This window comes from Vibrio ichthyoenteri ATCC 700023 (genome assembly GCF_000222605.1).
Classification (GTDB): domain Bacteria; phylum Pseudomonadota; class Gammaproteobacteria; order Enterobacterales; family Vibrionaceae; genus Vibrio; species Vibrio ichthyoenteri.
In genome coordinates this window covers 1-13,170 of record NZ_AFWF01000009.1, presented here as the reverse complement: position 1 = coordinate 13,170, position 13,170 = coordinate 1, and the positions used below count along the sequence as shown (strand labels likewise).

Below are 13,170 nucleotides of genomic sequence, written 5' to 3'. Positions count from 1 at the left end.
TTCTAAATGTTCAATCTTTTCTATTTCATTCCCCCCTTCCAGCACACAAGCCTTAAAGTTGGGGTCTTCAAATGTGATGCTCAGCACCAGTGACTGATACTTCCAATATGCGGCACATAGCAAGCCAATCACAACTGCAGAAATGATAACGCTCGTCGATTTTTTCAATGAACTCATAGAACTACACCAATACAGGTTAAATGAACAAGAAACACTCAAACAGGCGCATATTAGCGTAAACACTAAAATGCAGTAAAGCTATCGCTCTGAAAAATAATAAAAAATCAGGGCGTTCACTAAAAATCCAGCCTCACAATTCACGAATACTTACATAAACATTAGACAAAGCTAATATAGATACCTATAGTGCTACGTAACGCAGGAAAGAGTTCCTCGTATTTTGGCTATCGTGGATTGGAGAAGCAAATGACTAAGATAGTAATCGTTGGCGGTGTTGCAGGTGGCGCTTCGGCCGCAGCTCGTGCGCGACGTTTAAGTGAAGATGCTCAAATCATCATGTTTGAACGCGGACCATTCGTCTCATTCGCTAACTGTGGTTTGCCTTATCACATCGGTGGGGACATTCAAGAACGCAGTAAATTGCTTCTCCAAACACCAGAAAGTTTCCTCGCCCGCTTTAACGTTGATGTGCGAATAATGAATGAAGTCGTCGCTATTGACCGTCAAGCCAAAAACGTCACTGTTCGCAACCTACTGGACGGCACGCAATATCAAGAGCAATACGACTTCCTATTGCTAAGCCCGGGAGCTGGCGCTATCGTCCCGCCTATTGCAGGTATTGATAACCCCCTCACCCACTCGCTGCGAAACATTCCCGATATGGATCGCATCATCAACACGCTGAAAAGCAAACCAATTAGACACGCGACCGTGGTTGGTGGGGGTTTTATTGGTTTAGAAATGATGGAAGCCTTCCACCAACTTGGCATTAAGACCACCTTGCTTGAAATGGCCGATCAAGTCATGACATCAATGGACAAAGAGATGGCTGGATTCGCTCATGCAGAGATCCGTGCTCATGGCATAGACCTACGGCTTAACACGGCGTTATCCGCCGTGGAATATATCGAAAACCAAAACAGCAGTGAATTAAACCTTACGCTCAGTAACGGTGAACAACTCGATACAGACATCCTAATCATGGCGATTGGTGTGCGCCCTGAAACCAAATTGGCGCAAGATGCAGGGCTAAAGATTGGCGAGCTGGGTGGCATTTGGACCAGCCCAAGCATGCAAACCAGTGACCCTTCAATTTACGCAGTGGGCGATGCCATTGAAGAACAAGACTTTGTTACTGGCAAAGCAACACTTGTGCCACTTGCAGGACCAGCAAACCGTCAAGGCCGTATGGCGGCTGATAACATGTTAGGTCGCAATGAGACCTATCAAGGTACACAGGGTACTGCGATTTGTAAGATCTTTGATTTAGCGGTGGCTTCTACCGGTAAAAACGAGAAGCAACTCAAGCGTGAAGGTCTTACCTACGAGAAAGTAATCGTTCATACCGCAAGCCATGCCAGCTACTACCCAGGGGCAGAAACGGTTTCATTTAAGCTTTTGTTTGAGCCAACAACTGGCAAAATCTTAGGCGCGCAAGCCGCCGGCAAAGATGGCGTGGATAAACGCATTGATGTTATGGCCGTGGCACAACGTGCCGGCATGACAGTGGAACAACTGCAACATTTAGAACTCACCTATGCACCTCCTTACGGCAGTGCCAAAGATGTCATTAACCAAGCAGCCTTTGTCGCCAATAACATCATTAAGGGCGATGCGACTCCGATTCATTTTGATCAAATCGACTCGCTCAGCGACGAGCAAATTCTGCTGGATGTGCGTAATCCTGGCGAACGCGCCAACGACAACCACATCGCAGGTGACATCAACATTCCTGTAGACCAATTGCGCGGACGCATGAATGAGCTACCAAAAGATAAAGAGATCGTCATCTACTGCCAAGTCGGGTTACGCGGTAACGTCGCATATCGCCAACTGGTAAACAATGGATACAAGGCACGTAACCTAATTGGCGGTTTCCGTACTTATCAATTTGCTAAAGCTTAAAAACCACTCGTCGTTTGACTGAGTGCGATAACAAGAAAAGCCAGCGAGCGCTGGCTTTTCTATATCAAATTAACGCTATCTATACATTCAGTAACGCTTTTGCTCTTACGGCAAAATACCACCTTGTTTCTCAAGCATCACTGACAAGTTATTCGCTGCAGAAATCAAACGGGCCTTATAAGATAGCCCCTCACCCACCACTTGCATTTGATAGCTTTCATAATTGGCGAGTTGAATCAGTAATGTGGTACGAATCTGTTTGGCGGCAATATTATCATTGCGCGCGATAACAGAGATCACCTCACAGCGTTCATCATCAGAGACCAACAATCCAGACCGATGAACCGCACCTTCTACTATCGGTAGAAAGTACTTATCAGTCACTTTATCGCGACTCTTTTTGACGGAAAAACATTGTTGTCTCGTGTAATCACGTTGCTTGTTATTTAGAGCACCCATTACTTGGCGAGTGTGATTGGAACTCAATGAATAAGGTGCGAGCATGCTCGCGAGATCCTGAATCAACTTGGTATCCAATGCCAAACTATTACGATAATCAACCAGCTTCCAATTCGGCTTACTGATTATCTTTTCAACCTGATCAAGATAGGCAGATAATCGATTCTGATTAACCGCAACCCACTCTGCTAGTTTCATCTGCCCGCGAACATAGTAAATATCTTCAACCTGTTTAGAGTGCGTCCAGGTAATCATCGATAACGCTATCTCTTCCGTTGACACTTGAGTATGGCTCGATGTGTTATTCACCGCTAAATCCGTCTGCTTAGGTGTGTTTCCAGAGGTCGCTATGTAGATCTCCGTCGTTGCAGAAACTTGACTATGGAGTGATTTAGCAATATTTGATAATGCATCCTGTCTGGCTAATTCTAGCGTCTCTCCAACCCCGACATCAGAGACCAATTTAGGATCGCTCTCTACATTAGTAAACCAACTAGGCAGCGAAGAGCTCGGCAACGCACTCACGGTTATGGGTAAAAAAGCCAACACCGCACAACCAAAATAGAGCAGCGTTACTCTACTGGCAAGCTTAGAAATAAGGCGCATAATACTGCCTTTTCGATTCCACTTTCTTTAGATAATCTCGAGTCTCCTTATAGGGAAAATCATCTACCAGCGAATGATACACTTGCTGTGACGACATTCGATTAACGGATTGCGCTAGCTTATTTAAAGATCCCGTACCACTAAAGTGTTTCGCGACCGCACCCACTCCACCGTTATACGCTGAGATGGCGACAAATGTACGTGTATTCGGATCGGCTATATCGTTCAAGTAACGCTGTTCGAGAATATTAAGATAAGCGCTACCAACCTCAATGTTATAGTCCGGCACAAACAACTCATCCGCAGACAGCACACGCTCTTGCCCTTGATGCACACGAGTCACATCTCTGCCTGCTGAATATGGCACGATTTGCATCAACCCATAAGCAGGAATGTGCGATTGCGCCACAGGGTTAAAATGACTTTCAGTATGCATAATCGCAATAATCAAAGCCGGATCGACCTGCCATTTATGCGCTTGCTTTTTGATCTGCGGAATATACTGCAGCGCTCGTTGCGATAACTTATCTTGGGGGAAACGCATTGTCACCGTCGTCACTTTACTCCCCTGAGCTTGCCGATAAGCTGATTGTTGTTTCGTCGCGGTAATCACCGTTGAATCCAACTCAGTAAACAACTTATTAGACGGCGTATTAGACGGCGTATTATTGCTAACAATTTGATTCAGCACTGGATCGCTTTTAATCGCACTTGATGATGTTGCCGAGAGTAAACGCTCGGTTTGCTGCACAACAATTGCATCAATCTGTGCTTGTGTTTTATCACCTAACACTTCAATCGTATAAGCACCCGATTCAAAATCGAGCGAGCGCCTTACTTTGTCGCCTTCCGAATAAGAAACCCAAGTCGTTGCAGAGCTCAATACTGGTGTATCCCATTGCTGACTAAAGCGTTTTTGCGCATTTAAAAAGCTATCACGATAAGCCAATTTCGCTTGTTCAAAGCGATCCACTTGTTGTGATTTTTGCTGATTAAAAGATGTACTTAATAGCTGTTTCTGGCTTTCAAACTTGGCTTGAAGATCCTCAACGCCCGCTATAACGGTTTGGGCATAAAGCCCAACCACAAGAGAGCAAAATAGAAATGACTTCAGCATTGATTCTCCTTGCAACATCTAGTTTACCAATGCCGCATTGATCTGATCAGCCAACTCTTGATTGCTGAGAGTCTGTGACTCGTTGCTCTGATTTGAGCCACTTGCTTGAGCATCCAACATGCTCTCCACGTTGCCCTGCACCGAATCAGCGGGTAGCCCCATCAACACATAAAAGTAGCCATCCGGCCCTTTTTGCGCGCGTAATGTCTCCGCGCCTTTCAATGCGACTTGTGCCATGGCATTAGTTTCTTCAGAAGTAGCCGCAGTGCCGCCACTCACGCCCGCCACACCAAGAGTACCGGCCTTAGTTTGCATCACTTGAACCACTTCCGTCGCCACTTCTTTCGCGATCTGTTGCTGAGCATCTAAAATCGCTAAGTTACGTTGATGGGCAACTCCACCGCCGGAGTTTTCACTTACACCGAGCGCCATATAAGCAAATCGCGCGTCATCAATACTACCGGAACAAATCCAATCCGGCGCGGCAACGCTTGCCTCACCAAAGAAAGTACAACCCATGCTTGTTAAAGGGTCAACTTGCGTCGGCTGCTGGGTGGATTGACAGCCCGTAACTGCCGTCATCACCAAAAGTAAAAGTGTTTTTTTCATTGATATTTATCCTTAAAAATCATCGTCGCTAAAATCAGGAGCATTCAGCAGTGTTGAACTGTTCGTTGCGCTTTTCTTTGGTGCTGGCACAATCGTTGATGGCGTCGCCGCATTCTTGGATTGACTTGCTTGTGGCTTGGCTGCCACCTCTGTTTTCGAGGTCTCAAAATTACTTTCTAAACTTGCTCGTTCAGCCGCCTTTAAGTTGTTGGCTCTATTCGCAGTAGCGCCAGCATCAAAGGCAGAATATTCAATCGCTAAAGCTTCACTTGCCGCTTTAGCGGAGATGCCGTAAGCCACCACATAAATCTTTTGCTGTGAAATAGGATGAACCACCGTACGAGAGAACAGTTTTGATAACCCATTGATATGACGATTCTCGACCGATTGACGGGTTGCTTCAGAAAAGCTGGTGGCCACTTCTGTATTATCTTTACTGCCAAGGTCAGAAGAACGCGTTTGCATCGCAATCGCCGCTTGCTTTTGCGTTTCAATATCCGCATACAAGGCAACAGCAGCCTCTTTTTTCGCCATCGCATCCGCGATACCGCGGTTCTTACGCACTAAAGACGAAGCGCCATCTGCTGGCATACCAAAAGCACCGATGAACCAACGTTCGCCGGATTGATCGACAAATTGACGTGGCCCTACCATGGTTGCGACTTCTTGTTTCTTTAACCAATCATGAACCGAAAGACCATTTTTAGGCTTGAGAGGTAACATTTCCCCAGTAATGATCGACTTCGCCGCTTTCTCCAGCTTTGGGCTCCAAACCATCAAGGTCGCCACTTCATAAACTTCAGATTCTGCATCCCACGATTCAGCTTGGACCAAAACACTGGCACCAAGAATCGGGGCTTTGGCCAATGTTTCCACCATGCTGGTCGACTCTAGCTTGATTTCACCTTTGAGCGTTGAGGCTTGTTGTTCTAACACATCAAGTTCTGAACTTGCGTCGGCAAAGCGCTGTTTTACCTTTTCATATTTCTTACGTTTTGACTCTTCAATCGTTGCTGCATCGTAATTGCTATCGATACGTTTAATCACCGCATCCCAAGTTGCTTCAGCTCGGTCTTCGATAGTGATTCCCGCCAGTTTGTCCGCTTCCGCTTGATCAAGTTCCGCGATAATTTTTACCAACTCGCGTTTCTGTGCGTTCAGTTTTTTCTCTGCTCGCACATATTTTTCATTCAGTTCAGCATGAACATCCGTACCTGGAGCCGTCAGCATATCCACCGCAGACATCGTGGTGCGCATGTATTCCACCATTTCAGCCTTAGCCCCCATGGTTGCAATCGTGGCATATTGCGAACGTTTGGTGATGAAGCTATCGTCATAGCTTGGATCTTCAGAATCGAATTGCTGCATATTGACAACAAACAAACGCTTCTTGTCTGGGTCCCAGCCTTGTTGCCAGTTTTTCTGATCCATGTAATCAAAAATTTGTTGCTCGGCAGAGATATATTCCACTATTTCTTGTTGCTCAAATGGCGCTAGTGTTGCCGCTTGTTGCGCGTCAAGCCCTGCATTCTCTACAGATGCCGCTGGGGTTGCATTTGGAACAAAATCCTCAGCAAAAGATTGACCAGAGAGAAGAACTGAAATAGAAAATGCCAACGGCAGAATGGTATTTTTCATAACTTAACCTTGTATTTGTTTAACTTCCCATGCCGTCATGTCGGCGTATTCAACAACATGACTCATGAGTGTTTTGATTGTTTTAGCGTGCTCAGGTTGATTTTTTTCTAGTGCTTTAAAGAGATAGACCCATGCACTAAAATCCCCCCCGCTATAGAGAAAGTATTGCTTCGCGGCGTACGTCGCTTCATTTGGACTAACCACACGAAATAAGCTCGATATAAGCTTCCAACTTGGTGCATGCTGAGGATTGATATTGATTGCCAAAGATAAACTCTCTTCAATCAGATCCGCAGAGAGCCCTTGCTTAAACAAGGCATCTGCGTTCTGATATAACGCCTCTGATGCAGCTTTATTGGTCGATAGTACATTCGCAAACACCAAACCTTGTTTCTCTGCCACCTCGGCTAAAACGCCATTGAGATCATAAAGATTTCGCACCTTTTTAGTTTCACTCGGCGATTGCCATTGACTCTGTTGAGGATTCGACAACAGGGAAAAAAGTTCAAAAAGTGAGACAAACTGTGGCTCAGAGAACATATCCGCCAACGCTGAATAGCGCTGATTGTTGACCAAACTGGCCAAAACTAGGCCCATTTTCTTCTCAACTTGTTCCGCCGAGATAATCTTTGGCTGCTTAGCAAAGCTCGTCAGCGTGATCGCCCTTACCTGACGCTGAGTGCACTCCGGCAACCGAATGTCTGCAACTTTTTGAAACGGCACCTTTGTTGGCGATGCATACTGGCCAATCAGCTGCCTTTGCGCCTCTGTGGCCAATGCTTTGGGAAGCATAGAGTGAGGGGCAAAACGGACATTTCGAGCCTGAGTTTGTTGGGCCAATAATGCATAAAACTTCGCTTCCGCCTTTTTCGATTCCATCGTCCCAGCGTGCTTTTTTGCATCGACACAACGAGCTTCGGTAATAATGAACAGATAACCATCTTGTTCATAACTGCCCACTGGCAACGCCTGTAAATGAGATTGGTATATCGCTTGTAAATCCTTAGCGCAGACGGGTAAAACAAACAGCAATAAGAGCCATGAAACCGCTATTTTTCTCAGCCAAGTCATCGATTCTCCCTAGCGTATTTCAAAGTTCGCATTTTGATTGTTCACTGATTTAAGATGTGGCCTGCGCCCTTTCCCTTCTAGCTTAAATGTCTGATATAGCTCATCTAAACCCTGATCAAAGGCGAGAGAAAGCGAACCAGAGAAGCGATAATTTAACGTCATGGTTTTATCTTTCTTATCCCAGTGCCAATTTTCGACCGAACCACTGGTCGAGTTTTCTAAAACATGTTTAAAAATGGCGACATCATGACGATTCGCATTCTTGATTAAGATGGGATAAACCACGCCTCTTTGAGCATGGGCAGCCAGAGATTGAATAACCTCAAGGCCTAACTTAGACGATATTTGCTTATAAGCTTGATGTTCAGAAACCTGTTTTGCACGAGATGCAGGCTCGACATAAATTCGAGATTTGATAGGCTTATTCACCACGGTCAAAATGATAGAGCCAGAGGTATTGTCAACCAATTGAACCGTGACCGCTGTTTCAAATCCTTTGCTCCCTTTATGATCTTCTACTGGGCGCTGTTCATGAGTCAGTTTAAAAGTATGAGTTGCTGCCGCCTGATTAGCGGTTAATCCAAACCCAAGTTTTTCCAATTCATCGGTCAACCAACTCACTTTGTCACGATTGTTAGAAGCAACGGAAAACTCAGCCTTACCGAACACATCCAGATAGAAGCTTGCGTCATTGAGCAATTGACCTTGGTTCACATCGGCCACCACAATCACATAGTATTGACCGCGTTCAATGTCTTCATCCAAAATTTCATAACGGCTGACATAGCCTTCCGTTTTGGTTGAAATGGCCATTGCGACCGCTTCATTAAACTGGCCCGACTTACCGCTAATCATCACTCCTTGCGCTTGTTGCACCGCATTTTTAATCGCATCTTGAACCGCCAACTCGCGTGCGGTTGCTTCCCCTTTTTTCATCGAAGCAATGCCTTTCGCCTCTACCGATGAAGACGCATCAGTGAAAGCGGCCACTGTTACAGCGCTTGGCTGATTAGACAATATCACGCTTGAATCACTGGCTGGTTGGCTACGCAAACTAGATACCTTGGCAACATCACGCTGCGTCACGACAAGTGCAACAAAGTAATCGCCATCATACTGGCCACTTTTGAGCATTTTGACGGCGGAGAGATTGCCTTTAAAGGAATGACTAACCACATCAACAAAACGTTCTTTAGAAAACTCTTGCTGGTTGGCTCCCTCACTTATCGTGACATACTCCATAGAAACCTCGGTTGAACCCGACGTTTCGACACCATTGATCATTTCGTTCAATTGACGCAACGCATCTAACCGCGCCTGCTCCGTTCCTTTACTCTCACTTGAATGATTAGAAGTGCCCATTGCAACCACATAATAACCGTCAAGATCGTTAACACCAGAACGTGTCCCACCTTGACCAAGCATAGAGAAGATATCATCCATCGGATCGGCCATCACGATAGTGGAATAGAAACCACCGAGAAAAGTGACGACCGTTAGCGCTAAAATGCGTAAAAATCGCAAAACCATTACAGCGCCCAATCCTCTGGAGTGCCAACAGAAACGGCATAGACCTTATTACGTTTTAGGTATTCCTTACCCATCGCTTCCAGCTGTTTTTTAACTTGCTGCGCATCAACATCATCTTCCTTCCAAGTGAACATCACACCTGAGCCACTTTCCGTTTTAGGCGTCACTTCACCAGACGCGATAGGAATATCAAGCCCATCATCACTTAGGAACAAAACCACTGGCTGTTTAGTGGCGAAACCTTGATTAATGCCTGAGTTAATCGCAAAGCGACCATTTCGATAATTGGTTACACGGCCACCCACTGGGTAGTAATCCATAGTGCGGTTAACCAGCACTTGAATGCTCTTTTGCGCCGCTTCCTTATAGGCTTCTTGCAACTCATTGTGATCGCGGAAATCAAACCCGCCTAAAAACTTATATTTGCTATTAATGTCACCCATAGCAAAGAAACGCTTTGCCGGCATATTGTGGCGAATAGGCTCAAACGAGTGAACGATTTGACCGGTGGTTGGATTAACGACTTTTGTGGTTACCAAGCTGCGGAAGATGATTTCAAAATGATCTTCTTTTTGTTTAATCACAGACCCCAATGAGATCGAAGATTCCAAAACAAAGTCAGGGTTAAGCTGTTCACCTAAAGAAATCGACCCTTCCTCTACAGTATTTTCTGCTTGAAAGGCGACTTCGTAATTACACGCATCACAGTTACGAGTAAGGACTTCATATCGTTTAGTACGGGCGAGTTCATTTTCTAATAACTTGGCGATAATGCCCTGATCAATATTGGTTTTACGCGCATTTTTCTCAAACTGAACATTGTCGACATACGCGGCGATGGTCATCTTACTGAACGCTTTCACATCATAGTTACTTGGTAACTCGATATTGTCAGACTCATAGAGGGCTGCTTTATTGACTTTGTTGATTTGAGAATTGGAATCTACATCCGCTTCAGAGTTGATTTTAAGGCTAGTTGACTGGCAACCGACGAGCAGAAGTGACGCAAAAAGCGCTGAGAATTTTAATTTCACGATAATAGATCCGAACAGATAGAGACAAACAGACACATCAGGATTGATGTAATGACACTTCGGGATTTAAAACAGAAAAGCCAGCCCGAAGGCTGGCTATAAAAACGCTTATTGAGCGTTTGCTAGTGCAGAAAGCTGCTTAGCTGTTTGGTACGCAGAGATAACAGAATCATTCATAAACATGATTTGCTCACCCGTTAACTCATAAAGAGATTGCTCTTGCATGATATCTTTAAAGCCAAGACCGCTATTTGAATCACTAACTAGGCCCAGTAGCTTTTCTTCGTCAAATTTAGAAGCAGCAGAAAGCGCTGCTTTTGATGCATCACCTAAACCCGCCAAAACGCTATCGAAAGCCGATGAATCTACATACTGCTTAACCTTTGCTTTACTCGCATCATCAAGTTCATTAAACGCAGCTTCACGCTCTTCTTCTGACATGTTCTGCGTGTAAGCCAAGAACTGTTTAACTTCTGGCTGATTTTCAGCTGACTTGATGTAATCTTCATACATAGGCTTTGCAATCAAGAATGCTGTATTGACAGTAGTACGAACTAGCTCACCTTCTTTAATTTTAGAAAATTGGTACTCGTCTGTAGCGCGCACAGACAATTCGTTGCCCGTCACTAACTGTTGATCGTAGTCTACCGCTGAATTGCCGTTAAAAGCAGAACAACCAAACATCATTGATGAAGCCAATACCACTGCTACTACATTCTTTTTAAAATTCATTACTGTTACTCGTCGTTAGTTATTTCATTGTGTGATTTAACATACTGGCGAATGCCGTACTGTTTGACGGTCACTATACAGAACGATGTACCACTGTAAACCCCACAATCTCAACTTTAAGACCAGAAAAAATATAAACTATTGATTTAAATAAAAATAAAATTATTAGTTTTTTGAATTAATAACACACAAAACATCACCAATAGTGAGAAGTTTTCACAACGCGATCTTACAAAAACGTTAAGTAGCTATCACCTACATCAAATCCTCGAGTCTAAACTCTAACTTTGAGTGTATGATTTTTAGGCAACCGTACGCTTAAAGTTCAAATAAACTGATTTAGAACGAATCAACGCAGAAATATCACAAGGAGAAAGGAAGGTAAGCATGCTTGAGGATAAACATCGATATGAGGAATATGCCGCGATCATATCCGCGCTGCCTGACTTAGTCTTTATTTTGACGGAATCCGGCCTGTACGCAGATATCCTTGGTGGAGCCAATGCCGAAATGTACCATGATGGTTTGTCGCTCGTCGGGAAAAATTTACACGATGTATTATCGCCAGAACACGCCGATTGGTTTCTTGCAAGAATAAACGAAACACTCACCAACAACACACTGATGTGTTTTGAATATTCACTGGCAGGTAACGATGTGGCTTGTTTAGATGTCAACTCTGGCCCTGTTGGTGAACTAAGGTTCGAAGGTCGTGTGAACCGGTTAAAATCACTCTACCACGGTGAAAGAGCCGTTGTTTGGGTTGCGCGTAATATCACTTTACGCCACGAGCTGGCACAGCAACTCACCTACTATGCTGAAATGGATTATCTTACTGGAGTCTATAATCGTAGAAAGCTCTACGAGCATTTATCTCATTCCTTAGCCCAATTTCAACAGTCACAACAGCATTATTGCTTCTTACTGGTCGATGTTGATGAGTTCAAGAAAATCAATGATGTCTATGGCCATCAAGCCGGAGATGATGCGATACGACAAACGACCAAGAAGTGCCAGTCGATGCTGGGAGAGAGCGATGTTATTGGTCGCTTAGGTGGTGATGAATTGGGGATTATTCATCGATGTAGCGCCGAACTGTCTTGCATTGATTTAGCACGTAAACTCAACCAAGCCGTTGCCAATCTATACATCAATAAAAAGGTGTCTAATTACCCTCTCTCCTTAAGCATCGGTATCACCCATTTCGAAAAAACAGATCACGATATCGAAGCCATCTACCATCGTGCCGATCTCGCTTTATACGAATCGAAAAAGAATGGTAAGAATCAATTTTCGATCAAGTAACCTTTTCGCCATTGAGCATCACACTCGCTCAACTCATCCCTCAGCCTGTTTCAAAAAGCCTGCCCAATACTGTTAGCATGCTGCCTAACCTTACATGTGCGCCTGCTGGTACTTCGTATGGTTCTAAAATGCAGATAAAAGAAAGCCCGCAAAAAATGCAGGCTTTTGATTACACACGTAATATTAATTCTTAACGGAATTTATGAAACGCTCGGCGTTAGCAAAAAGGATATCACACTGTTTCTTTTGTTTATTGTACTCGGCAGTGCCTGCTGTCAATGATTCAAGAACTTCCTTCGCTTTATTGTAATCCCCAACCATATGGGCAAAACGTTCTTCGAAATCACTCTTGCGCATTTTTTTGACATTTTTTCTAACTGGTTTTTTCATAACTTCCTCTTACCATCAAAGATCTAATCGTTCTTTCTGTTCACGTTCCAACAGAATATCTTCGATTCTTCGTCTTATTTGATGGATATTATTTGACTTATCGTCTTTTGCTTCTTCATTATCTTTACGCGACTTAGAGCTAGGGGATTTCTGTTTCAAAGTTTAATTTCCAATTATGGTTAAATATAAAACGTCCCTTAACTTAAGCCTTGTGAGTTGCTAATATCACCAGTGTTAGTCAACTCAAAAATGAAAACTTCAGTTCAAAACCTGAGATTCATTTTGGATAAGATACGACGCTTTAATACATTGCTATAACGCTTATGTATCGTGGCAGATAAATAACCACCCACCGTTCCTATAGGATATTTTTAATTACTCGATGTTAAAAATTAATACAACATCAGATTTAAAATATAATATCCAAAAATTCGAGCGTTCAACTGTATTTGTCGCGGCTAAGCGGCATTAGCCACTCTGCTCTACGCAAAACCATTTACAGAGCCTATTGTCTTGATTGACATGCATAAATCGACATTATGAAACTAAAATCGAAACTACTAAATCAGGAATGAAGAAAAAGCTATCGCAGGA

Annotated in this window: 11 protein-coding genes; 2 read left to right on the top strand and 9 right to left on the bottom strand. The window is 44.0% G+C overall.

Annotation, left to right across the window (positions count from 1 at the left end; all coding sequences use genetic code 11):
• Positions 1-426: 426 nt before the first annotated feature.
• Complete coding sequence (locus tag RH85_RS01525) at positions 427-2,085, top strand: FAD-dependent oxidoreductase (protein WP_006710418.1); 1,659 nt, start codon at positions 427-429, stop codon at positions 2,083-2,085.
• A gap of 105 nt (positions 2,086-2,190) precedes the next feature.
• Here RH85_RS01525 and RH85_RS01520 read toward each other — a convergent pair whose 3' ends face one another.
• The 8 genes from RH85_RS01520 to RH85_RS01485 all read right to left on the bottom strand — a co-directional run bounded on the left by RH85_RS01520 (position 2,191) and on the right by RH85_RS01485 (position 10,881).
• Positions 2,191-3,150 carry an LPP20 family lipoprotein gene (locus RH85_RS01520; protein ID WP_006710417.1) on the bottom strand — a complete coding sequence of 320 codons (960 nt, stop codon included), beginning with the start codon at positions 3,148-3,150 and terminating at the stop codon, positions 2,191-2,193.
• Complete coding sequence (locus RH85_RS01515; RefSeq protein ID WP_006710416.1) at positions 3,134-4,267, bottom strand: transglycosylase SLT domain-containing protein; 1,134 nt, start codon at positions 4,265-4,267, stop codon at positions 3,134-3,136. Before RH85_RS01515 ends, RH85_RS01520 begins: the two co-directional genes overlap by 17 nt.
• Positions 4,268-4,285: 18 nt before the next feature.
• Positions 4,286-4,876 carry an LPP20 family lipoprotein gene (locus RH85_RS01510; protein WP_006710415.1) on the bottom strand — a complete coding sequence of 197 codons (591 nt, stop codon included), beginning with the start codon at positions 4,874-4,876 and terminating at the stop codon, positions 4,286-4,288.
• 12 nt (positions 4,877-4,888) lie between these two features.
• Positions 4,889-6,514: a hypothetical protein gene (locus RH85_RS01505; protein WP_006710414.1), complete on the bottom strand. Its 1,626-nt coding sequence runs from the start codon at positions 6,512-6,514 to the stop codon at positions 4,889-4,891.
• Between the two features lie 3 nt (positions 6,515-6,517).
• Positions 6,518-7,585, bottom strand: coding sequence for a hypothetical protein (locus RH85_RS01500; RefSeq protein WP_006710413.1), 1,068 nt, complete (start codon positions 7,583-7,585; stop codon positions 6,518-6,520).
• 9 nt (positions 7,586-7,594) lie between these two features.
• The gene (locus RH85_RS01495; RefSeq protein ID WP_006710412.1) at positions 7,595-9,115 is read right to left on the bottom strand and encodes a flagellar assembly protein T N-terminal domain-containing protein; all 1,521 of its coding nucleotides are present in this window, start codon (positions 9,113-9,115) and stop codon (positions 7,595-7,597) included.
• On the bottom strand, positions 9,115-10,149 hold the full coding sequence (locus tag RH85_RS01490; protein ID WP_006710411.1) for a hypothetical protein: 1,035 nt from the start codon (positions 10,147-10,149) through the stop codon (positions 9,115-9,117). Before RH85_RS01490 ends, RH85_RS01495 begins: the two co-directional genes overlap by 1 nt.
• 108 nt (positions 10,150-10,257) lie before the next feature.
• Complete coding sequence (locus tag RH85_RS01485) at positions 10,258-10,881, bottom strand: hypothetical protein (protein WP_006710410.1); 624 nt, start codon at positions 10,879-10,881, stop codon at positions 10,258-10,260.
• 387 nt (positions 10,882-11,268) lie between these two features.
• Here RH85_RS01485 and RH85_RS01480 point away from each other — a divergent pair, with 387 nt between their 5' ends.
• Positions 11,269-12,186 (top strand): sensor domain-containing diguanylate cyclase, encoded by a 918-nt coding sequence (locus tag RH85_RS01480; protein WP_006710409.1) that lies wholly within the window; start codon positions 11,269-11,271, stop codon positions 12,184-12,186.
• 183 nt (positions 12,187-12,369) lie between these two features.
• Here the strand turns inward: RH85_RS01480 and RH85_RS01475 are convergent, their stop codons facing one another.
• Positions 12,370-12,576 carry a hypothetical protein gene (locus tag RH85_RS01475; protein WP_006710408.1) on the bottom strand — a complete coding sequence of 69 codons (207 nt, stop codon included), beginning with the start codon at positions 12,574-12,576 and terminating at the stop codon, positions 12,370-12,372.
• Positions 12,577-13,170 lie beyond the last annotated feature (594 nt).